The organism is Methanolobus vulcani (genome assembly GCF_006546655.1).
Taxonomy (GTDB): domain Archaea; phylum Halobacteriota; class Methanosarcinia; order Methanosarcinales; family Methanosarcinaceae; genus Methanolobus; species Methanolobus vulcani_A.
Window position 1 is genome coordinate 210,185 of sequence record NZ_VIAQ01000015.1, and the last position, 21,188, is coordinate 231,372.

Below are 21,188 nucleotides of genomic sequence, written 5' to 3' on the forward strand. Positions count from 1 at the left end.
GCGAACGGGTGCCTATTACTTAGTACCTCTCCAACCACTCCAATGTCACCATACCTGTGCATTAACCACCTTTGCCCGTTCGCACCCCCTATGTTTTTTATTTATTAAGCGTGTCAATTAGCTTACATGAATGTTGTTATCGAGACATCAAAATATAGTTTTATCAAATACAACAAAAAAGGTTCTCGGTTTGTAAAAGAGTTTCTGTCTCCGATACCAACAATATTCAATTATGGTTTTATCGAAGGGAGCCTTGCTGAAGACGGCATGGAAAAAGATGTTGTCGTTATAGGTCCCCGTATGCCACAGGGCACAGTTCTGGACGTTAACAGGTTCCATGGTGTTGTAAAGTTTGTAGACGACTCTCTGGAAGACAACAAAGAAATTGTTTGCGAAGGTGGGTTTTACTCAAAACCGATCTTCTATTTTTATTTCCATCTTTACGCAACATTCAAGATTGTATATTACCTGATTCTCAAAAGAAAGCTTGCAAATTGTAGATTTGAAGGTATAGTGTGGTACAAGCAAAATAACGATGTTTCAGTTGGGATCTAAACCAGTGGTAAATTCAATGAGTTGATATCGCTTCAACCGGATCAAGACTTGCCGCTTTCTGTGCAGGGTAAAGTCCTGCAAACAGGTTAAGCAAGAACACGATAGTTATTATTGTCAATACATCTCCCGCCCTGACAACAACAGGAATTGAATCCAGTCCATATACACCTTCCGGAAGCGGATAGGTTCCTATAGAAAGTGCCAGAGTCACACCGGCGGCAGTCCCAAGAACAGCTCCTGCAAGTCCAAGCAATCCACTTTCTATCAGAAAAATAAATCTTATACTTGACTTGCTGGCACCCATTGCCAGTAAAATGCCAATCTCTTTTACTTTACTCATGACGACCATGTTCAAAGTACTGACAACCCCAAAGGATGCAATAAGAAGAATGAACCCAAGTGTTACATTGTTGGAAACCGTTTCAATGGCGATGGTCCTGAGAATCTCAGGGTTATTGTCAGTCCATCCGGCAGCATTGTAACCGTAGTCTTCGATCATCTGCGCAATCTCTCTATCCCGGTTAAAATCTGCCAGTCTCAGGGAAATTCCGTTAATTACATCCGTCGTATCATAGAAGTCCTGTGCTTTATGGAGTGATATATAAGTGAGGCTTTCGTCAAGTGCCGTTCCGGTATCATAGATCGCAACAACCTTCAGGGAAACAGGATTTGCATTTGGAAATGAAACCTCTACATTGTCCCCGATATCAAGTTCCATATCCTCTGCAAATTTATCTCCAACAATAATGCTCTTATCAGAATAGGTCAGCTCATCATAGTTCCCTTTAATGATGTCATCCTTTGTGTGCGCCACGGCATTTTCTCTGGAAGGCATTACCCCTTTGAGTGCAGCATTTTTGGTATTGTCCTTGAATTTGAACGAGGCTTCTCCCACAAGATATGGTGAAGAAGCAATAACGCCGTCAATATTGTTGATCTTATCAACTATGTTCTTGTAGAGATGGATATAATCATCGCCGTCCTGAGGAGAAACAATAACATGAGGCAGGTTGTACACTGTCTTACTGTAAAGTTCCTGTGTAAACCCCGCCATGAATGCCTGTGATACCATCAGGATCATAACCGCAATTCCGATTGCAGCAACAGAGAGAATTGTCTGCCTTTTTCTTGCTCTTATATGACGAAGTGCAATGAACAATTCATAACGCATCATTTACACCTTTCAGTGTTGCTTCTGTCTGGATACGATTGCTGCAATAGCGGTGAACATTATAGCAAGAACAAGTGTAAATCCTGGAGACTCCTCAGCTTCCTGGGTATCACTTATACTTGTTGTGTTTTCAGATGGTTCATAATCAGATTCGATTATCTTTTCCTCTACATCCAGAATGTCACCGTCATTACCAATGACTTCAATGAGAAGCTCATACTCCCCGGTTGTCAGGCGTTCATTCCATATGGTTTCCACAGTTTCATCATCACCATTAAGAATCACAGGTGATTTTTCAACAACAGATGTGAGTTCGGTTTTATCATTCCCGTCAACCTGAGAAACGGTAAACCTGACTGAACCTTTAAACGGAACCTGTGAGGTACCATCAATGGTAGCACTTGCTCCGATGTCATCTTCGTAAGTGTCGCTGATGAATACATCGTCATGTGAAGTGAAATCCTCTGTCAGTGCAATATAGCTGACTGATGGTGAATATAGTTTAACTTTCACTCTTGCGCTGTATTCCTTGTTATTTTCAAGTAAAACATTCCAGTCTTCAGTTACTTCCAGAGGGACTGTACTTACAGATACTTTCTTCTCGGAGCCGGAATATATCATATCGGAGCCATCCATAAGCATGTACTCAACATCCACAAGCACTGCTTCCATTGGAGTAATCATTACGCTGAACCCCTGTGAGTTTGGTACAAGGTCATCAACTGTGATTCTTGGGATGGTTTGCCTTCCGTTCACAAAACTGTATGTATCCTCATAGATTGTGCAGCCATCTTTTGATATGGTGCTTGTAACTGTGTATTTTCCATCACTCTTATCATCGGTATCCCATCTGAATGCTTTTGTAACATCAGAGTCCGGTGTGATATTGTCTATCGTAAAACTCCTGCTATCCAGCACATTACCGGAATGTTCCAGAACCATATCAATTTCCAGTCCACTAACAGTTTCCGAGCTTTGAAGTGTGATGTCACAGGTTTCCAGATCAGAGTAGATGTTTGCGACAGTTACATCATATTCATTTGATGAACAGTCAAGTGCTGAACCGGGAATTACTAAAAAAAGTAACATAACTATGGTTGTAACTGACAAAAAAGCAGATCTCATATCAGGGCTCCTGTATGTAATTATGTTCTTTTTGATACTATTTATAGCAATCTGTGAGGGATTGCTGGATTGTGGTTCTAAAAGTGCTAAATGGATTGCCGCCGATGCTCTAAGGGAACTTAGAAGTAAAAAAGTAATTGAAAAACTGGGAAAAGCATGTAACTAAGAGTTTTCACTCATATCTCAGTGCATCCAGTGGTTTCATTCTTGAAGCCTTCCACGCAGGATACATGCCTCCGACAAGGCTTGTGGCAATTCCGAAGAAAAATCCTTCGGCCACATAAAGCATACTTGAAATGGTGAACAGGTATGATGTGTTCTTCACCAGCAGTTCCATGACCAGATAGCTGCCACCAATCGTGAGTATCGCACCTGCGGTACTGGCAAGAACTCCGAGGAACAGTGCCTCAAGCAGGAACATTTTGAGAATATCTTTTCTTGAAGCTCCTACAGCTTTCATGATGCCAATCTCTTTTGTACGTTCCATGGTGGACATAAGCATCACATTCAGTATGCTCACACCTGCAACAAGTAGTGAGATGGAACCGATTCCCATAAGGAAAAGCGATATTGACCTGAAAACATCATCAAGGCTGTCAGTAATCATGTTAGTGGCAAAGACTGTGACAAGTTCGTCCTTCTTGTTGATGCGTTCTTCTATCTCATCGGAAACAGCATCTATCTCATCAAGGTCTTTGACGATGACTATCACCTCATCGTAGCCTTCATCTTCATCCGGGTAGAGTTTATTGTACATTTCCGAGGATGTAAAAACACCGCTGTCAGTGCTGATATCAAATCCCATTCCTCTTTCCTTTAAGATTCCAACTACCCTGAGTTTAGTATCATCGATCTCTATTTTCTGTCCGAGGGTGAGTTCCATATTATCAGCAACACTATATCCAACAACACAATCTGTTGATCCGGGTTTGAAAAAGCGCCCATCCTCCAGTTCCACAAGCTTTTCCAGGTCTTCCTTTTCGATATCATAAACCGAAACGTAGGACTGATATGTAGTCCCGCCTTCTCTATACTCGATCACTTCTCCACTGGTAGAAACAGGTATTATGCTCTCAATATTGCTGACTTTTCTGATCTGGTCAACCTGCTTGTCGGTGATATAATCCTCGCCAAGTGCAGGTGAAACTATGAGTTTGTCTCCAATGTCCGCAAAAGATTCAGTTACAGAGAGCTTCAGGCTGTTACCCAGTATTCCCATAGAGGATATTGCAATAACCCCTATGATTATTCCAATAGCTGCGAGCACAGTACGCACTGATTGACGTTTCAGGTTCCTTTTTGCAAGCTCAGCATACATATTGTTACTCAGTATTGCGGAGAGTTTCTTTGTGAGTTTCATTCTATGATCTCTCCGTCCTGTATCCTGATGGTTGTATGAGCATACTCTTCCAGTTTCGGGTCGTGTGTAACAACAATGACAGTAGTTCCTGCAGCATTCAGTTCCTTAAGCAGTTCCATTATATTGTGACCGGTTTTAGTATCAAGGTTACCCGTAGGCTCATCTGCAAGTAGTATTGGTGGATTGTTTGCAAGTGCTCGTGCAATTGCAACTCTCTGCTGCTGTCCGCCTGACATTTCATTGGGCTTATGGTTTGCGTATTCAAGCGGGAGGTCAGCATTTTTAAGCATAGCAAGAGCTTTTTTCCTTCTTCTGGCAGGAGATTCGCCGTTGAATATCATTGGAATCTCTACATTCTCCAGTGCCGTAAGTGTGGGTATAAGGTTGAATTGCTGGAAAATAAATCCTATATTGTTCCTGCGTATCGCAGTGAGGCCGTCATCATCAAGTTTCGAGAGGTCTACATTGTTGACCTTTACCTTACCTGATGAGGGCAGGTCAAGGCAGCCTATCATGTTAAGAAGTGTACTCTTTCCGGAGCCGGATGAACCCATAATAGTTACGAAATCACCTTTTTTGATAGCGAAGCTAACACCATTCAGTGCATAAATCTTGTTTTCTCCAAGGGTGTAAATGCGTTTCACATTTTGCAATTGAACTATGGGATGTGTTGAATGATTGGCTTTCTGTGCCTTCTTTCCAGAGTTTGCAGATAATGCAATTCTTTTCTTCCTGGCAGTGTCAGGTGAAGATTTCTCTTGCTGCATGTGAGCACCGTTTAGTCTACAAGTTTATCCTCGTCTTCATCCTCATCAATGTCATCCTGGTACTCGTCCATATCTTCATTTTCCTGCTCATCCTCGCTCTCATCATCCTTTCTCTTTTTCCAGGAATAACCGATGACAGCTACGATTGCAATAATGATAATGCCGGCACCCAGCCAGAGGCCGAGTGAACTGCCTTCGTCATCGCTGCCTGAGTATGAAACTCCTGATGATGTGTCGAGGGAGATCTCCTGGGTGATCGCAGTGTATGCGTTGTCCGGGTCTCTGAATTCAATGAGAATTGGAATCGTGGTCATGTTCTGTGATGTTACACGTGCGCTTAGCTCGAAGCTGCTGAAATCATCAGCTTCCAGTGTTCCGATGAAATAATTTGCATAAGGTTGCAGGGGTTCGATACCTTCAGTCTCATCAATAGACACCATCACATTCTTCGCATCGGTTATACCGAAATTATTCAGGTCGCCTGAAAGCGTGTATTTGTTGCCGGAATTTTCTATTTCGATTCCGGTGAAAACAAGCGGAGATTGTTTGATTATCCTGACTTCCTTGGATGCGGTTTCCGAGTTGTGCAGGTTGTCTCCGTTGAAGTATGATGCAGTAAATGAAACATCAGTGTAACCTTCTTCGCTGGACATCGTATTGAACGTGAAGGTTGCTGTGGATTTGTTTCCTTCAGGGATTCCTCCGATGAAATAATCGGAAGGGCTGAAAGTCATACCCTTTGCGTGTGGGGTCACAATAACACTGGTTACATCGTTTGGTCTTCTGTTTACTACATCCACGCTGATAGTTGAAACCTCGTTCATTAGTGTTGACGGAAAATTTGACATTATTACCTTTACATTCCTGACATCCACTTTTACAGGGATGCGGTAGTTGAGGTCGTACATGTTGCTGCCGCCAACGATTATCAAATCAACGAAGTGCACTCCTGTTGTGGCATTTTCCTTTACCTTTACGTTGAATGTGAGTTTCAGAGTGTCTCCGGGACCAAGAAGTCCGATATCCGTATAGCTCTTGTCAAGTATTTGCAAGTCACTGTTCCCATCAAGACTTGCACTGGCAATGTACGCATTCATGTCCAGTGTCTCATCGTCCTCTTCAACATATATCTCGCCGGTTGCCATGTTGGATAGGGTAACAGTTACTGTTCCCATGTCACCGGGCATGAACACTTCAGGTTCAATAGTGTAATCCAGTGTAAGTGTAGGTCTTACCTCGGTGGTTGCTGAACCTGTAAAAGAGAAAGTGGCCAGAATTATCATGGCCAAGGCAATTAATTTGATCATGGTTTTACCACATTATTAAATCTTTGTATTGAAACACTGTGTATATTATGGATAATAGCACAGGAATTGCAATTGCGATTGCTGCATTTTTTATATTTATGTTCCTTGAATAGCTCAGTCCGTACACCCATATGTATCCACTCCAGAGTGTAAAGATTATCATTAATATTGGAATGATTTTCATTACGGGGTCGGACATCATTACTTCAGTTGTAAGTGCGGGATTATCCATGCTGTTTTCAAGTGTTGAGAGGAGGTTGTTTCCGTAGAATATTTCTATAACTGATTTGAAGATACCTGGCAGGAATCCGTAGGATACGAATTCCATCACTCTTGAGAAATCTCCTACAGCATTGAACATTGAAGATACGATGTAGAACAATGCACTGTAAAAGAGCCACCATAATAATGTGCCAATTATTGTTGTAAAAATCTTAATAAAAAACCACATTACCATCATATAGGATCCGATATTCTCCACCCCATCCACAATAGCTACATCATCAAATAATCCAATCGCTCCAATTGTGAGAATTAACGAACTTATGATCTTTACTAGAATCAGAAATGCAATGATGGCAACCGGTGTTTTCCACTCTATATCTTTATGGATCTTCTTCCCAAAAAAAGAATTGGGATTTGTCAGTGCTTCCAGCATTATTCCACCCCTCTAACTTGTTTTTACTTTATCTGAGGACGAATACTGTCAGTATAGTATAAATCAAGGACAATCCGATTGGAATGCCAACAGTTATTACGGCATTTTTAAGACTTAGGTTGCGTGCATACTGAAGTCCGAATATCCATATGTTTGCACTCCATAGTGTGAAGATGATCCCCAATGCAGCTGCAATTTTCATAGAAGGGTCTGCATAGATCATGTCCTGTATCGCCTGCGGGTCTGTAACAGATGCAAAGTCTATATTTGAAAATACTCTGCTTGTATAATATGCGGATATTAATGAACCTGCAATATTTGGTATAAAACCATAAGATACGAATTCCATCAGTCTTTTGAAATCTCCTTCACCATTGAATATCACAGAAATGACGTAAAATATACCTGTGTAAAGTATCCATAAAAAAACGACTCCTATTATAGAACCAATAATCAGGAAGATTGCTAATATTATTTGTCCCGCACCTTCAAGAAAATCCATACTCATAAAAGATTGAAGGGTACTCATCATTGTTGTATAGATCGTGATGGTTCCTACTACGGCCATAAATGCCATAATTATAAGTGGATTTTTCCACTCAATTCTTTCAGTTATCTTTTTTTTGAAAAACCCGTTAGGGTTGGTTAATACTTGCAACATTCTTTCCACATCCAGTCTTATATCTCCTGTCCAATTGTTTATATTCAAATCTGACGATATTTAGTCATATCTCTCATAGAATTAAGCCTATTTATACTTTTTTACTTTGATGAAAAATTCATCAATGTTGTTTTTATATATAGTAACCTGATTGAATTACAATTCCTCGTGTCTCTATATTTGCCTACAAAGAAGCTTTTTATAAGTTAAACCCCGAGTTATTTAAGGTACTGGATACACTCTTTCATGAAGGAAGAATATGACTTTTCAAATGCGCTTTTATGGGGGCAAATATGGATGCAAAAGCTGCTTCAGATGAGAGTTACAGGGACAATACACCTGTAATTGAGCTTGTAAACCTTTGTAAGAGCTATCATGTAGGGGACATGGATGTTCCTATTCTCAAAAGTATTAATCTCAGGGTTATGCCGGGAGAATTCGTCGCTATCATGGGTCCGTCAGGTTCCGGAAAAAGCACATTGATGAACATGATTGGCTGTCTTGACAGGCCAAACTGCGGACAGGTTCTTTTGATGGGAAAAGATGTTGATACACTTTCTGATCCTGAACTTGCAAAGTTAAGGGGGATGGAGATTGGATTTGTTTTTCAGAATTTCAACCTTGTTCCAAGGCTCACGACACTCCAGAATGTGGAGCTTCCTACATATGCTAACAAAAAACCCGGAGTGGATGCCAGGGAAAAAGCAAAGCAACTTGTGGAGATGGTTGGCCTGAAAGAACGTATGAATTACAAACCCTCGGAAATGTCGGGTGGGCAGCAACAGAGGATTGCAATTGCAAGGGCTTTGATTAATGATCCTTCTCTCATACTTGCCGATGAACCTACGGGTAATCTGGATTCGGTTACCGGTGATGAGATAATGGCCATATTTTCAGACCTGCATAAAAAAGGAAGAACAATAGTTATGATCACTCACGATTCTGATCTCGCAGAATATGCAGATCGTGTAATCTATCTTAAGGATGGAATTATTGACAATAATTAAATGAGGAAACTACTATGTTGGCGTTGGGGAATAACAAAAAAGGACAAACATTTGCTGCATCACTTGTGTTGCGAATATCGCTGATTTTGATATTGTTTTTATCGATGTCACATGTTGCATCTGCCGCAGAAGGTGCCAATCTTGAAGTAAGTATACTCAGGTATGAACCTGCACCGGCAGAAATTGGTGAATATGTGAGTGTCTGGGTCAAAGTGGAGAATCTGGGTTATGCAAAAGCTGAGGACCTTTCCATAAAAATAGTTCCGGATTACCCCTTCTCAGTTGACAGTAGTGCCAATGCTCTTGTAAACGTCGGAATACTTAGTCCTGATAATGCGGCAGTTCATGAATACCGGCTTTACACGGATTCTGCTGCAAAGCAGGGCACAGGTACATTTGAAGTATGGTATCAGGAAGAATCCGGTGGCACCTGGTTTAAGAAAGAATTTGAGTTAAGGGTTGGTTCAGATTCCTTTGACAGCAAAGGAACAATACAGCTTGTGGGTGAGCCGGTGAAAGAGCCTGAGGTATTCATGCCAGGTGATGAGGGTACAATCTCATTCACACTCAAGAACAGTGCTACTGATTACACCATAACAATTGATGGCGAGCAGTACGATACAAATGCCAGAATACAGTCTGCTTCTCTTGAAGGAGCCGATGGCATAAAAGTTACAACCGGTACTTACTATGGAAATGGTGTGATAGGTCCGGGAGAATCCGTAGACCTGACATACAATGTAGAGGTTGCAAATGACACTGCGGATGGGACTTATTATCTTGACTTCTCAATAGTTGGAAGCTCTCATTCCTATAACAGCAACTGGAGAATACCTGTAAAGGTGGATTGCTCCTCGGTGAGAGTAATTCCTTCAAAACCACTAGCTCTTGAAAATGGTGAGGGTACGCTGGAATTCGATGTTGCTAACATTCACCCCAACGAGCTTTCATCTGTCAGTGTAAAACTTAAAGCAGAAGGTATTGAGTTCTCTCCTTCTGAATATTTCATTGGTTCAATGGATTCTGATGAGTTGTTCACCATCGAGATAGAGGCAAAAGCAGTTTCTGAAGACATTACTTTCCCTCAGGATCTTGTGATTACTGCAGATTACAGGAACGGTCTTAACGAACATACAGAAGAGATTACCACTCGCCAGCTCCAGCACAATGTTGTGGAAACCGGTGGCAGTTCCGGAATATATCTTGTAGTTATCTTACTGGTGGTTGTCGGAGCCGGTGCTTATTATCTTTACAGGAAGAAAAAGGGGAAAGAGGTAAAAGAATAGGTAAGCAGTCCAGGATGAACATTTTATGTTAAGTCCGGCTCAGGCTATAAATATCGCATTGGGAAGTATTGGCAGTTCAAAGCTCAGGTCTGCCCTTACAACCCTTGGAATCATCATTGGTGTAGCGGCAGTTATAGCTAATGTATCTCTTGGTGCAAGTTTTAACCAGTATTTCAATGATGAGATAGGAGCCGTCGGGTCGAATTTCATAGTAGTCTACAGCCAGAATATAGACGTTTTCTTTGACAAGGAGCTTGAAGTTATCAGAAACACTCCTGGAGTGGAAGGTGTTTCTCCGATAAACCAACAGATGGCGAAGGTCACCTATATGTCAACTTCACGTCAGATAGACATCCAGGGAGTAACAGAGGACTATGATGAGGTTGCAAATTTTGAGTTGGATTCAGGTACTTTTCTTACAGACAAAGATCGCTACGTTGCTGTAATAGGTGCTGATGTTGCCTATGAGAAATTCGATAAGAAAATATCAATTAAAAATCCCATTGACATCACATTCAGACGAGAGGATGGTGGCGTTGTCACCAGGACTTTCATCGTGAAAGGTGTGATCACTGACCCTGAAACTACTTTTGCCCAAACCGGAGTTGAACCTGAGGTACGTGTATTCATCCCGATTGACACAATGAATGAGATCCTCGGAAAAGATGATTATGGCGGCTTTTTCATAAAGGCAGAGAGCCTTGAAGTTGTTCGTGAAACCTCGGATGAGATAGATAAAAGACTTGCACGCAGCCTTGGAGTTCCAAGCAGGGATCTTGAAAATGATGATGCAAAGCCCTATGTTATGTTTGACCAGATTGAGATACTCGAAGAGACAAATCAGCTTTCTGCAGCTTTGACATCGTTGCTGACATCGGTAGCTCTCATTTCCCTTTTAGTGGGTTCTATCGGAATCATGAATATCATGCTAGTGACTGTTGCCGAGAGAACCCCTGAGATCGGTCTTCTCAAATCCATTGGGTATGGCGAGCGTGATATACTGTTGCTTTTCATTATCGAGTCTATGATCGTTGGTCTGATAGGCGGGATAATCGGGACGGCTATGGGAATCGGTGCTGCTTCAATTGTCAATAATCTCCTTGATGTTCCGGATGTTTATCCTGCAAGTCTTATTTTCCTGGGATTTTTCGTATCTGTGCTCGTGGGACTTGTTGCAGGAGTCTATCCCGCAAGAAAAGCTGCACGTATGAACCCTGTTGAAGCTTTGAGGAAGGAGTGAACATGATAGACCTGAGATATGCTTTTGTTCTGGCACTGGGAAGCATACGCAGTGCAAAGTTGCGCTCGACCTTAACAGCTCTGGGTATCATCATAGGTGTTGCTGCCGTTGTTGCAAATGTGTCTGTAGGTGCGAGTTTCAACCAGTATTTCACCGATGAACTCGGCTCTCTCGGTTCAAATTTCATAATTATATACAGTCAGGATGTCAACATATTCTATGATACCGAACTTGAACTTATTAGGAATACTCCGGGAATAGAAGGAGCTTCAGCATTCAATCAACAGACTGCGGCGGTAACGTATCTTTCAGCCACCAGGCAGATAGATGTCCAGGGTGTTTCGGAAGATGCCCGGTATATTTCAAATCTGGGAGTTGAAAAGGGAAGTTTCCTCACAGACAAGGACAAGTATGTGGCTGTTATCGGTAAGGAGGTTGCAACGGAGAAGTTTGACAAGAATATCTCCGTGAAGAATTACATAGACATTACCATCAAGCGCGATGATGGTACAAGTGTGACCCGCAAATTCCGTGTAAAAGGTATTCTTGCAAGTGAGGATAACACATTTGTCACAGGTGGGCCGGACCGTGATGTAACTATCTATATTCCGATAGCGACCATGAATGAATTGTTGAATGTTACAGATTATGTCGGTTTTTCAGCGAAGACTGGTTCTGCAGAGTCAGTTCAGGACGTTTCAGATGAGGTTGATAAAAGACTTGCAAGGGCACTTGGAGTTCCGACAAGGGATCTGGATAATGATGATGCTAAGCCTTACCGGATATTCAACCAGGCAGAAATAATTGAACAGCTTGATTCCCTGACAAATGCATTTACCATACTTATCACGATGATCGCTGTTGTGGCACTGATTGTAGGTTCCATAGGAATCATGAATATCATGCTTGTCACAGTGACTGAAAGAACCAGCGAGATAGGCCTTTTGAAATCGTTAGGCTATACCAAACCGGACATTATTGTACTTTTCATTATGGAATCCATTATTGTGGGTGTGCTTGGTGGTATACTGGGAACGGTTCTTGGTATGGTTGGTTCCTATCTTGTAGAGATGTATATGGGTGTAACTCCTGTCTTCCCGTTCTATCTGATATTCCTGGGTTTCTTCATATCAGTGTTTGTTGGACTTGTAGCCGGTGTTTATCCTGCTAACAAGGCGGCAAATCTGAATCCTGTAGAAGCTCTTCGCCATGAATGAACTGTTACTGGTTGTTGGGTTTCTATTATCGTTTTTCATATTGTCTATGTATATCTATATACTCCTAATAAGCAAACCTGACGATTTATAGGAACGTTTAAGTATTTTCTCCACGTTGTCTAACTTGACGATATATAGTCGAGTTGGGATTTACAAGGTGAATTAATATGGCTGGTTGTAATGCGCAAAACCCTGAAACTAACAATGTGATAGATATTCAGGGATTGAAGAAGAGTTATTTTCTGGGAAATATGGAAGTGCCTATACTTCATGGGATAGACCTGTGTATCAAACAAGGTGAATTTGTGGCTATAATGGGTCCGTCCGGCTCCGGGAAAAGCACACTGATGAATATGATAGGCTGTCTTGACAGACCCACAAGCGGAAAAGTAATGCTTATGGGTAAAGACACAAACGTCATCACAGACAACGAGCTTGCAGAGCTCAGGGGTTTTGAGATTGGTTTTGTTTTCCAGAATTTCAACCTTATTCCACGACTTAGTGCTTATGAGAATGTATTGCTTCCAACTTATTCCAACACAAAGAAAGGAATGGACACATCAGGACGGGCACGGGATCTGCTGAATCTGGTAGGTCTCGATGACCGTATAAGTCACAAGCCTGCGGAATTATCAGGTGGGCAAAGGCAGAGAGTTGCAATTGCCAGGTCTTTGATAAACGATCCTTCATTGATTCTCGCAGACGAACCTACAGGCAATCTTGATTCCAAAACAAGTGTTGAGATCATGGATATTTTCTCTGATCTGCATCAGAAAGGACGTACCATTGTGATGATCACACACGATCCGGAAATGGAGCAGTATGTTGACAGAGTTGTCCACATAAGGGACGGAAATATCGGTAACAATTGAGGGTGGTTTGACATGAATTTCATAACTCTTTCAGATATTGATGAAATAATCAAAAGATCATTTTACATTTTATTCTGTATAGCTTTATTAAGTACTTCTTCCATTATGCCGGTCTCAGCAGATTCGGCGCCTAACATGAAGGTCAATATAATCGATTATGAGCCATTCCCGGCTCAGATCGGTGAATATGTGGACGTTAGAGTAAAGATAGAGAATATAGGGTATGGGCGTGCAGATGCAGTTTCCATTAAGATGGACCCTGAGTACCCATTCTCACTGGATTCCCAGGACAATGCTGTGGAATTCATAGGAATATTATCTCCTGATGATGCAGCGGTACACGAATACCGCTTATATGTGGACGAGAGCGCAAAGGTAGGCACAGGCACAGTTGATGTCTATTACCAGGTCTATGAGGGTGGATCATGGTATAAGTCCTCCTTTGACTTAAACGTCGGTTCCAGCACTTTTGACAGCAAAGGAACCATTGAACTAACCGATATCTCCTGTGATCCTGTAGTATTTATGCCAGGAGATATCGGAACAGTCAGTTTCACTCTTACAAATACAGCAACCGCTGGCTCTGTAACCATTGATGGCACAGACTATGATACAAATGCACGTGTCCAGTCTGCAGTGCTTCAGGGTGACGATGGCATTGATGTTACAAGTGACAGCTATACGGGATCAGGTGTAATTGGTTCCGGTAACTCTATTACATTGAGCTACAATGTTGAAGTTGCAGACGATGTCACAGATGGCACTTATTATCTGGACCTTTCCATGGTGGGTAATTCTCACTCCTATAACAACAACTGGAGAATTCCTGTAAAAGTTGATTCAGCTTCGGTAAAGGTAATTCCTTCAAAGCCAATGGAACTTACAAATGGAGAAGGGACTCTTGAGTTCGATGTAGCCAATATGCATCCAAATTCACTCAGCTCTGTAAGTGTAAAGCTGAGTGCTGATGGTGTTGATTTCTCTCCAGAAGAATACTTTGTCGGATCAATGGATTCTGACGAGCTTTTCACCATAGAGGTGGACGCAAAAACAGACCTTAAAGATGAAGTTATTCCTGTAACCATCACTGTGGAATACAGAAACGGTATCAACGAACACAACACTGAGGTCGCTGTTCGTGAAGTGAAACTTAACACTGAAGAGGAAGGCAGTGGTGCAAGTATCGCTGTTGGAGCAATTGCAGTTATCTTAATGCTGGGCGTCCCTGCGGTAGTGTTCATGAAGCGCAGAAAGCAGAACGATAACTAAGCTTACAGGTGAACAGGTGAGATTATGCTGAGTCTGAAACATTCATTCAAAATGGCTGTAGGAAGCATCAGCAGCTCTAAACTGAGGTCTGCGCTGACAACTCTTGGAATTGTCATAGGTGTAGCTGCGGTTATTGCAAACGTATCACTGGGAGCCAGTTTCAACCAGTATTTCACAGAAGAGATCGGTTCTGTAGGTAACAATTTCATAATTGTTGAGGGTAAGGTCTCAAATCTTTTTCATGATCATGAAATGGAGATTATAAAAAATACTCCTGGTATTGTTGGAGTTTCCCCCCTGAGCCAGGAAGTTGCTGAGGTTACATATCTCTCAACTGCCCGGCAGATTACTGTGCAGGGGGTTTCCGAGGACTATGAGCAGGTTGGCAATATACAGATGGAAAGTGGTACTTTCATTGATGACAAAGACAAGTATATGGCTGTCATAGGCCATGATGTTGCATACGATAAGTTTGATCGCAAGATTTCTAATAAGAACACCATCGAGCTTAGTTTCACAAGACCTGATGGTGAAGTTGTAACCCGGAAGTTCAAGGTAAAGGGCATTGTTGGCAGCCCTGAAACAACATTTGTGCAAAGTGGTATAGAACCTGATGACAGGATCTTCATCCCTATCGAAACAATGAACGAGATAATGGGTCAGGATTATTACTGGGGTTACTTTGCAGCCGCCACAAGTCTTGAATCCATTGATGATATAACCGATGAGCTTGATAAAAGACTTGCAAGGGATCTTGGAGTTCCTTTCAGGGACCTTGATAATGAGGATGCTAAACCTTATGCACTTACGAATCAGGGAGAAATACTGGAGCAGGTTAACCAGTTGTCTGCTGCACTGGGTTCACTACTGACATCAGTTGCTCTGATATCGCTTATAGTCGGTTCCATAGGTATCATGAATATCATGCTTGTAACAGTGACTGAAAGAACAGGTGAGATTGGTATCATGAAGTCCCTTGGCTTCAAGAATCATGAGGTTCTGTCGCTGTTCATGGTAGAATCTATAGTTGTGGGACTTTTTGGTGGTGTGCTGGGTATTGTGCTTGGTGTGGTAGGTGCATATGCAGCGGATACTGCAATGGGATTGCCATATGTGTTCCCTCTTGACATGATTCTCATCGGAATGCTGGTTTCAGTGGTAGTTGGCTTGCTTGCAGGGATATATCCTGCCAATAAGGCAGCAAGGATGAACCCGGTAGATGCACTACGTCACGAATAGAGAATACAGAAATCAAAAAGAGGATCAAAGGAGATATTAAGATGTTCGATATGTTTGGAATAGCAATTTCATTCTTTCTGTTTATATTTGTCTTCGGATTTGGGGTAATCGGGACTTTGTTCTGGTTGTGGATGATTATTGACTGTGCCACAAAAGAACCGTCTGAAGGTAACGATAAACTTATCTGGATCATAATTATAGTTTTCACACATTTGCTTGGTGCTCTTGTATACTTTGTTATCAGGAGACCAAAGCGCATTCATGAATATGGAAAATAAATTCAGTATCAAACAAATCTAAAAGATGGCAGTATACAGGAATTATCAAGTGCTAATAATTTTCAGATGATGTACAATTGGTTTAACAGAAATATATGAGGAAGAAATAATGGGAGAGGTAGATGGAGCCATTCGCAAATTCTTAATGGTTGCTTTTAAGAAGCAAACCTATCTGAATATCCTGTATCTATTATTTTCCTTCCCTCTGGGTACTGCCTATTTTATATTCCTTGTCACAGGTCTCTCATTTGGTTTTGGCCTACTGCTTTTTTGGATTGGAATTCCTGTTCTGATATTGATTTTCCTGGCATGGTGGGAGATTGCATCATTTGAACGACAGATGGCTATCTGGTTTTTAGGAGTTGAGATTCCTTCCATGTATACGCAATCAGTATATGATAACAGTATACTCCGAAGTGATAACAGTATACTCCGAAGGCTTATTTTAAGGGTGAAAACTCCGGTTACCTGGAAAGCTCTTCTGTTTTTGCTGATAAAATTCCCGCTGGGTATTTTATCACTGATCTTCATGACGGTATTATTATGCCTGACTCTGGCAATGCTGTTCACCCCATTGCTCTATATATTGGGTGTAAGTGAAGTATGTTCATTCCTTGAAGCAGTTATTGTTTCCATAGCAGGCATATTTATGGGTTTTTTATCATTACATGTGTTGAATGCACTGGCAGGTCTGTCTGGTAATTTTGCAAAAATAATGCTAAGTAATTCAAAAAAAGGCATGTAAAACAGGAACCAATCTTAAATTTAATTGTAAGATTACCTGATATTTAATCAATCATATTCAGACGGTTATAGAATTCAAGGATAAGCTTTGTTTTTTCATTCTCCAGATTGAGTCTGAATGTCCTTATTTGTTTGCCAAGAGGTTTTTCAATAACAATATCACTTTTGATAAGTGGTGTAATAACCCTTGCAACACTTGAATGTGATAGACCAGTTTCATCTGCAATGCCGGAAAGATAGGTTGATTCATCCTTATGTGCGATGAGGTTCTTTAAAACCGTCATCTGGGCAGTTTTTCCAAATATCTCTTCCAGCGCGTCCATTAGTATCTTAATTAAATATTCCGTTATGGCTTATAAGATTTTCTTTTATCGGATAAGCTGTTTACAAAAAAAGAAACTCTTTGATATTTAGAAAGGTTTTAATAACATCATTCGTCTATATTTTATAAGCTTATTTCAGGTAGAATTATCATGCAAGCAGAAAATATTGGCGGAAAGATTCTCTCACTCATGGAGGAGAATCCCGGAATAACTGTAAAGATGATTTCAGAAAAGCTATCAATAACAGTGAACCAGGTTGAAAAAGTGCTGGATAGTATGTCTGATACAAGGCAGAAAATTCTTATTGTTGATGATGAGATGGATGCTTTAGTATCTCTGAAAGTTGCCCTGGAAGCTGAAGGTTACAATGTCGTTGAAGCAAAAGATGGTCATGAAGTGGTAGACAAAGTATACTCCGAATTACCGGATGTAATTCTCCTTGACCTGATGATCCCTGGAATAGATGGTTTTGAGGTTTGCAGGCTGTTAAAATCTGATGAAATGTATCGTCATATTCCTATCATCATGCTAACTGCTCGCAATGAGGTCGACGATAAGGTAGAAGGCATTGAACTTGGTGCTGATGACTACGTAACCAAACCATTTAATCTGAAAGAACTGAAGGCACGCATAAAGATGATTCTGCGAAGACAGGATATCTGAATATTTTTAAGTGATCTATGTGGAACCGCAAAAGCAAATGGAACCTTTTACTCTTTGCTGCAATAGTTTTGCTTTTGATAAGTTCTATCTTTTTTCTCTGGATGAAGACCAACATTGAGGTTCGGTCGGTTGTTGAAGAACAATATCAGAATCAGCAGTTATTGCTTACAAGGCACATTGCAGGTACTATAGAACAGACTCTTAATGAAAGAGTCTCTCTTCTTGAAGTAATCGCCAAAACAGATTCGGGTGTACCCGAGGATAATTTTAAGTCGGATATAAAAAGTGTTTATGATATAGCTGGCTTATTCTATGTGGTAGAATATGTTGCAGAAAATGGGACTATAGTTTCAGGTTATCCGGAGGAATATGTTCCTCTGGGTCTAAATCTACATGAGAATGATGTATCCTACGCTTTTGAACATGTGAATGATACCGGAGATGTTTATATCACAGACCCCCTGAAACTTATGGAGGGTAATTATGGTTCCTTTATCTGGGTTCCTGTTTACGAGGGAGATATCTTCAGGGGAGCATTTATTGCTATTATCAAAGAATCTGATCTGAAAGACAGGTATGTGGTTGAATCCAACTCTTCAAGTTATGCATATCTTATTGATGAACGTGGCAGGATTCTTTATGAAGGTAACCAGAACTATGAGCGAGGTGCTCTCTATGTTGATATTTTCGGTTCCAACGTATCCGGTTTACAGGAAATTATAGCAGAGCAGATCAATGGCTCTGAAGGTAATGGAAAGTATTTCCTGCTTGAAAACGAAACCATCTATGAAGAGAAACTTGTATCTTATTCTCCTATCAACTGGTACAATCAAAAGTGGTCACTGGCTCTGACAAGCCCTTCTTCAGAAGTTGACCGGTTAATTGTTTCGGTTTACCTGAAGCTTTTCATTGTGGCGGCAGTTTCAGCTTTGTTTATTGTGTTTGTAAGTTCGTTTGTTGTTATTATTCTCTTTAACTGGAGTAAGAGCCTTGAAAAGGAAGTAGGAGAAAAGACTCAGGAGCTGAAAGAATCCAATGAATCCCTGAGGGCTGCAAATACTAAACTTAAGGAACTGGACCGTCTGAAAACAGAATTCCTTTCCATTGTATCCCATGAGCTTAAAACTCCTCTTACGGCTATGAGGACATCCAGTGAATTCCTGCGGGAAAGTGATGAATGCAGCATTCCTGTAAGACGTCAGATGCTTGATATTATCATCAGGAATATAGACCGGCAATCACGAATGGTGGATGATCTTCTGGATGTATCAAGAATCGAGTCCAATCGCATGAAATATCATAAAGAGCATGTGAATGTCGTGGAAGCAGTTCATACATCCCTTGAGATGCTCTCAACCGTTCTCAAAGAGAAAAACATGAATGTTCTTGTGGAAATTCCAGATAGTCTTCCTTCGGTTTATACTGACAGGGATAAACTGGTTCAGGTTTTCATCAATCTCCTGAACAATGCTGTAAAATTCAGTAAAAAGAATGGTACCGTCAGGGTATCTGCGCAGGAAGATGATGATTTTATTGAAATTAGTGTAAGTGACAATGGTATTGGTATGAGTGGGGAAGAGTTTGAAAAGGTCTTCGATAAATTCTACCAGATAGACAGCACTTCCACCCGCAAGGTCGGAGGGAGCGGTCTTGGCCTATCCATTGTGAAAGGTATAATAGAAGGCCAGGGAGGAACTATATCTGTCACAAGTGAACAGGATAAAGGCAGTACTTTTGTTTTCACATTAAAGAAATCCATGGATGAAATTGATGGATGACAGGTAAAAAGCTGTGAAATTCAGGTGAACTTTTCGTCGCTGTTCATTGGTATTGTAAAGCTGAAATTACTTCCTTTATTGATCTTCGTTTCAACCTGTATGTTACCGCCATGCATTTCAACGAATTCCTTTACAATGCTAAGGCCAAGCCCGGCTCCTTCAAATTTACGGTTAAGTGAGGAATCGATCTGCGAAAAAGGCTGAAATAATTTATCAATGTTCTCTTTTTCAATTCCAATGCCGTCATCTTTCACTGAAACACTGAGCATCTGTCCGTTTTTTGTAACATCCACTTTAATGTTTCCACATTGGTCCGTAAACTTGATAGCATTACTAATAAGGTTGTAGAGTACAGTTTTGATCTTGTTTTTATCAGCTGTAATTGTCTTTATTTCCTCATCGACACAGAATTGCAGATCGATCTGCTTTTTCTTTGCCATTGGAAGTGTAGAGTTCTTTATATCTTTGATTATAGTGGGTACTGAAAACTCTTTTAATTTCAGCTCAATGTTCCCTTCTTCAACAGCTGACATTTCTATCATTGAATTAAGTAGAAGGAGCAATCGGTTGCCACTTTTATTGATAATTTCCAAATAACTTTTTTGTTCTTTTGTAGTAGTGCCCACATAGTCTTCATATAATAGGTCTGAATAGCCTATTATAAGATTCAGGGGCGTTCTCAGTTCATGGCTTATATTTGAAAGGAATTGTCTTTTCGTACGATTTGCATTTTCATAAATAAGTTTGGCAAAAACAAGCGCCTGTTCTGCTTTTTTCCTTTCTGTAATGTCATTGCCTGATGACAATACTCCTGTTATAGTTCCCTCTTCATCTTTGATGAGTATATTATGCCAGGCAAATATGCGCTCTCCATCTTTTGTCATCAGGGGTAATTCAAAATAAGTCTTGAATGGAAGCTTTCCCTGAAGAAACTCCTGATATTTCTTTTTAGTTTTTTCTTTTAGTTCATCGGGCAGGGCAATGTCAAACCAGTTACTTGCTACAAGCTTACATTCTTCTTGTCCGAATACTTCGCAGCCTTTCTTATTTATAAGTTTGATATTACCTTCTGTATTAATTGCAATTATGATTACCCCGACAATGTCAAGATAATTCTGAGCCCTGTCCCTTTCTTCTTTGAGTCTTACTTCAACCTGCTTGAGTCTTGCAATATCAACCATCAGGCCATTTATTCCTTTGAATTCTCCATCTTTAATTACTGGTCTGGATGTGGTATGAACAAAGCTGATTTTCCCATCTTTTTTCACAATTCTGAACATATATGGTTTATGTTCTCCGGATACAGTTTTTCCTATATCCTCAAGTAGGCCATGTATGTCCTCAGGATGCACGTGTTTTGTAAAATGTGTTCCAAGAACTTCGTCTATTGTATAACCGGTTATATTTTCGATGGCCGGATTTATATAGGTAAAAAAACCGTCTTTGTCTACAGAAAAAAGAACGTCATTGAGGTTATTGAGTCTTTCACTATAGAACTCTTCTGTGCATTTGAGTTTTGATTCAGTGAATTCCAATCTTTCGGTAAGATCGGCAATTTTTTCGTTGAGCTCTTTTACCAAGATATGATTATCTTGCTCACCGTTTTGAGCTTCTTTTTTGTTTTTCTTAATCATTGCCTGGAAACCACCATATAATCAGTATATTTGC

22 protein-coding genes are annotated in these 21,188 nt (G+C 40.7%); 13 read left to right on the forward strand and 9 right to left on the reverse strand.

Features of this window, described 5'->3' with window-relative positions; all coding sequences use genetic code 11:
• The first annotated feature begins 126 nt into the window (after positions 1–126).
• Positions 127–555, forward strand: a complete 429-nt coding sequence (locus FKV42_RS08360) for an inorganic diphosphatase (RefSeq protein ID WP_154809771.1) — start codon at positions 127–129, stop codon at positions 553–555.
• A gap of 13 nt (positions 556–568) precedes the next feature.
• Here FKV42_RS08360 and FKV42_RS08365 read toward each other — a convergent pair whose 3' ends face one another.
• Together FKV42_RS08365 and FKV42_RS08370 are read right to left on the reverse strand one after the other, a co-directional pair.
• Positions 569–1,729 (reverse strand): ABC transporter permease, encoded by a 1,161-nt coding sequence (locus FKV42_RS08365; RefSeq protein WP_328287519.1) that lies wholly within the window; start codon positions 1,727–1,729, stop codon positions 569–571.
• 9 nt (positions 1,730–1,738) lie between these two features.
• Positions 1,739–2,851, reverse strand: a complete 1,113-nt coding sequence (locus tag FKV42_RS08370; protein ID WP_154809772.1) for a hypothetical protein — start codon at positions 2,849–2,851, stop codon at positions 1,739–1,741.
• A 22-nt stretch (positions 2,852–2,873) separates the two neighbouring features.
• On the opposite strand from FKV42_RS08370, the gene FKV42_RS14020 reads away from it, so the two are divergent.
• Positions 2,874–3,017 (forward strand): hypothetical protein, encoded by a 144-nt coding sequence (locus FKV42_RS14020; RefSeq protein WP_196214113.1) that lies wholly within the window; start codon positions 2,874–2,876, stop codon positions 3,015–3,017.
• A gap of 6 nt (positions 3,018–3,023) precedes the next feature.
• On the opposite strand, the gene FKV42_RS08375 is transcribed toward FKV42_RS14020, so the two are convergent.
• From FKV42_RS08375 to FKV42_RS08395, 5 genes are read right to left on the reverse strand one after another with little or no spacing between them, the layout of a single operon-like run.
• Positions 3,024–4,211, reverse strand: coding sequence for an ABC transporter permease (locus FKV42_RS08375; protein WP_154809773.1), 1,188 nt, complete (start codon positions 4,209–4,211; stop codon positions 3,024–3,026).
• Positions 4,208–4,978: an ABC transporter ATP-binding protein gene (locus tag FKV42_RS08380; RefSeq protein ID WP_154809774.1), complete on the reverse strand. Its 771-nt coding sequence runs from the start codon at positions 4,976–4,978 to the stop codon at positions 4,208–4,210. The genes FKV42_RS08375 and FKV42_RS08380 overlap by 4 nt, the downstream gene beginning before the upstream one ends.
• Before the next feature lie 11 nt (positions 4,979–4,989).
• Positions 4,990–6,285, reverse strand: coding sequence for a COG1361 S-layer family protein (locus FKV42_RS08385; RefSeq protein ID WP_154809775.1), 1,296 nt, complete (start codon positions 6,283–6,285; stop codon positions 4,990–4,992).
• Between the two features lie 4 nt (positions 6,286–6,289).
• On the reverse strand, positions 6,290–6,943 hold the full coding sequence (locus FKV42_RS08390) for a YIP1 family protein (protein ID WP_154809776.1): 654 nt from the start codon (positions 6,941–6,943) through the stop codon (positions 6,290–6,292).
• A gap of 28 nt (positions 6,944–6,971) precedes the next feature.
• Positions 6,972–7,604: a YIP1 family protein gene (locus tag FKV42_RS08395; RefSeq protein ID WP_154809777.1), complete on the reverse strand. Its 633-nt coding sequence runs from the start codon at positions 7,602–7,604 to the stop codon at positions 6,972–6,974.
• Between the two features lie 293 nt (positions 7,605–7,897).
• Between FKV42_RS08395 and FKV42_RS08400 the strand changes: the two genes are divergently transcribed.
• The 9 genes from FKV42_RS08400 (at position 7,898) to FKV42_RS08440 (ending at position 16,757) form a co-directional block, all read left to right on the forward strand.
• Positions 7,898–8,611 carry an ABC transporter ATP-binding protein gene (locus FKV42_RS08400; RefSeq protein ID WP_196214095.1) on the forward strand — a complete coding sequence of 238 codons (714 nt, stop codon included), beginning with the start codon at positions 7,898–7,900 and terminating at the stop codon, positions 8,609–8,611.
• 104 nt (positions 8,612–8,715) lie between these two features.
• Positions 8,716–9,897: a COG1361 S-layer family protein gene (locus FKV42_RS08405; protein ID WP_230375563.1), complete on the forward strand. Its 1,182-nt coding sequence runs from the start codon at positions 8,716–8,718 to the stop codon at positions 9,895–9,897.
• Between the two features lie 25 nt (positions 9,898–9,922).
• Positions 9,923–11,137, forward strand: a complete 1,215-nt coding sequence (locus tag FKV42_RS08410; protein ID WP_154809780.1) for an ABC transporter permease — start codon at positions 9,923–9,925, stop codon at positions 11,135–11,137.
• A gap of 2 nt (positions 11,138–11,139) precedes the next feature.
• Entirely contained in the window at positions 11,140–12,354 is a 1,215-nt protein-coding gene (locus FKV42_RS08415; RefSeq protein ID WP_154809781.1) for an ABC transporter permease, read from the forward strand.
• 167 nt (positions 12,355–12,521) lie between these two features.
• Positions 12,522–13,226 carry an ABC transporter ATP-binding protein gene (locus FKV42_RS08420; protein ID WP_328287520.1) on the forward strand — a complete coding sequence of 235 codons (705 nt, stop codon included), beginning with the start codon at positions 12,522–12,524 and terminating at the stop codon, positions 13,224–13,226.
• Between the two features lie 12 nt (positions 13,227–13,238).
• Complete coding sequence (locus FKV42_RS08425) at positions 13,239–14,495, forward strand: COG1361 S-layer family protein (protein WP_154809782.1); 1,257 nt, start codon at positions 13,239–13,241, stop codon at positions 14,493–14,495.
• Positions 14,496–14,519: 24 nt separating this feature from the next.
• Complete coding sequence (locus FKV42_RS08430) at positions 14,520–15,734, forward strand: ABC transporter permease (protein WP_154809783.1); 1,215 nt, start codon at positions 14,520–14,522, stop codon at positions 15,732–15,734.
• 41 nt (positions 15,735–15,775) lie between these two features.
• Complete coding sequence (locus FKV42_RS08435; protein WP_154809784.1) at positions 15,776–16,012, forward strand: PLDc N-terminal domain-containing protein; 237 nt, start codon at positions 15,776–15,778, stop codon at positions 16,010–16,012.
• A gap of 109 nt (positions 16,013–16,121) precedes the next feature.
• Positions 16,122–16,757, forward strand: a complete 636-nt coding sequence (locus FKV42_RS08440) for a sensor domain-containing protein (RefSeq protein WP_154809785.1) — start codon at positions 16,122–16,124, stop codon at positions 16,755–16,757.
• A gap of 43 nt (positions 16,758–16,800) precedes the next feature.
• Here the strand turns inward: FKV42_RS08440 and FKV42_RS08445 are convergent, their stop codons facing one another.
• Positions 16,801–17,079 carry a MarR family transcriptional regulator gene (locus FKV42_RS08445; protein ID WP_154809786.1) on the reverse strand — a complete coding sequence of 93 codons (279 nt, stop codon included), beginning with the start codon at positions 17,077–17,079 and terminating at the stop codon, positions 16,801–16,803.
• Positions 17,080–17,229: 150 nt separating this feature from the next.
• On the opposite strand from FKV42_RS08445, the gene FKV42_RS08450 reads away from it, so the two are divergent.
• Entirely contained in the window at positions 17,230–17,742 is a 513-nt protein-coding gene (locus tag FKV42_RS08450) for a response regulator transcription factor (RefSeq protein ID WP_154809787.1), read from the forward strand.
• A 101-nt stretch (positions 17,743–17,843) separates the two neighbouring features.
• On the forward strand, positions 17,844–19,520 hold the full coding sequence (locus FKV42_RS08455; protein WP_196214096.1) for a sensor histidine kinase: 1,677 nt from the start codon (positions 17,844–17,846) through the stop codon (positions 19,518–19,520).
• A gap of 20 nt (positions 19,521–19,540) precedes the next feature.
• Here the strand turns inward: FKV42_RS08455 and FKV42_RS08460 are convergent, their stop codons facing one another.
• The gene (locus FKV42_RS08460; RefSeq protein WP_154809789.1) at positions 19,541–21,154 is read right to left on the reverse strand and encodes a PAS domain-containing sensor histidine kinase; all 1,614 of its coding nucleotides are present in this window, start codon (positions 21,152–21,154) and stop codon (positions 19,541–19,543) included.
• Positions 21,155–21,188 lie beyond the last annotated feature (34 nt).

What these genes read in the sequence shown, in the direction of transcription:
- FKV42_RS08360 (WP_154809771.1), top strand. Translation starts at nt 127, where the DNA reads ATGAATGTTGTTATCGAGACATCAAAATATAGTTTTATCAAATACAAC.
- FKV42_RS08365 (WP_328287519.1), bottom strand. Translation starts at nt 1,729, where the DNA reads ATGATGCGTTATGAATTGTTCATTGCACTTCGTCATATAAGAGCAAGA.
- FKV42_RS08370 (WP_154809772.1), bottom strand. Translation starts at nt 2,851, where the DNA reads ATGAGATCTGCTTTTTTGTCAGTTACAACCATAGTTATGTTACTTTTT.
- FKV42_RS14020 (WP_196214113.1), top strand. Translation starts at nt 2,874, where the DNA reads ATGTTCTTTTTGATACTATTTATAGCAATCTGTGAGGGATTGCTGGAT.
- FKV42_RS08375 (WP_154809773.1), bottom strand. Translation starts at nt 4,211, where the DNA reads ATGAAACTCACAAAGAAACTCTCCGCAATACTGAGTAACAATATGTAT.
- FKV42_RS08380 (WP_154809774.1), bottom strand. Translation starts at nt 4,978, where the DNA reads ATGCAGCAAGAGAAATCTTCACCTGACACTGCCAGGAAGAAAAGAATT.
- FKV42_RS08385 (WP_154809775.1), bottom strand. Translation starts at nt 6,285, where the DNA reads ATGATCAAATTAATTGCCTTGGCCATGATAATTCTGGCCACTTTCTCT.
- FKV42_RS08390 (WP_154809776.1), bottom strand. Translation starts at nt 6,943, where the DNA reads ATGCTGGAAGCACTGACAAATCCCAATTCTTTTTTTGGGAAGAAGATC.
- FKV42_RS08395 (WP_154809777.1), bottom strand. Translation starts at nt 7,604, where the DNA reads ATGTTGCAAGTATTAACCAACCCTAACGGGTTTTTCAAAAAAAAGATA.
- FKV42_RS08400 (WP_196214095.1), top strand. Translation starts at nt 7,898, where the DNA reads ATGGATGCAAAAGCTGCTTCAGATGAGAGTTACAGGGACAATACACCT.
- FKV42_RS08405 (WP_230375563.1), top strand. Translation starts at nt 8,716, where the DNA reads ATGTCACATGTTGCATCTGCCGCAGAAGGTGCCAATCTTGAAGTAAGT.
- FKV42_RS08410 (WP_154809780.1), top strand. Translation starts at nt 9,923, where the DNA reads ATGTTAAGTCCGGCTCAGGCTATAAATATCGCATTGGGAAGTATTGGC.
- FKV42_RS08415 (WP_154809781.1), top strand. Translation starts at nt 11,140, where the DNA reads ATGATAGACCTGAGATATGCTTTTGTTCTGGCACTGGGAAGCATACGC.
- FKV42_RS08420 (WP_328287520.1), top strand. Translation starts at nt 12,522, where the DNA reads ATGGCTGGTTGTAATGCGCAAAACCCTGAAACTAACAATGTGATAGAT.
- FKV42_RS08425 (WP_154809782.1), top strand. Translation starts at nt 13,239, where the DNA reads ATGAATTTCATAACTCTTTCAGATATTGATGAAATAATCAAAAGATCA.
- FKV42_RS08430 (WP_154809783.1), top strand. Translation starts at nt 14,520, where the DNA reads ATGCTGAGTCTGAAACATTCATTCAAAATGGCTGTAGGAAGCATCAGC.
- FKV42_RS08435 (WP_154809784.1), top strand. Translation starts at nt 15,776, where the DNA reads ATGTTCGATATGTTTGGAATAGCAATTTCATTCTTTCTGTTTATATTT.
- FKV42_RS08440 (WP_154809785.1), top strand. Translation starts at nt 16,122, where the DNA reads ATGGGAGAGGTAGATGGAGCCATTCGCAAATTCTTAATGGTTGCTTTT.
- FKV42_RS08445 (WP_154809786.1), bottom strand. Translation starts at nt 17,079, where the DNA reads ATGGACGCGCTGGAAGAGATATTTGGAAAAACTGCCCAGATGACGGTT.
- FKV42_RS08450 (WP_154809787.1), top strand. Translation starts at nt 17,230, where the DNA reads ATGCAAGCAGAAAATATTGGCGGAAAGATTCTCTCACTCATGGAGGAG.
- FKV42_RS08455 (WP_196214096.1), top strand. Translation starts at nt 17,844, where the DNA reads ATGAAGACCAACATTGAGGTTCGGTCGGTTGTTGAAGAACAATATCAG.
- FKV42_RS08460 (WP_154809789.1), bottom strand. Translation starts at nt 21,154, where the DNA reads ATGATTAAGAAAAACAAAAAAGAAGCTCAAAACGGTGAGCAAGATAAT.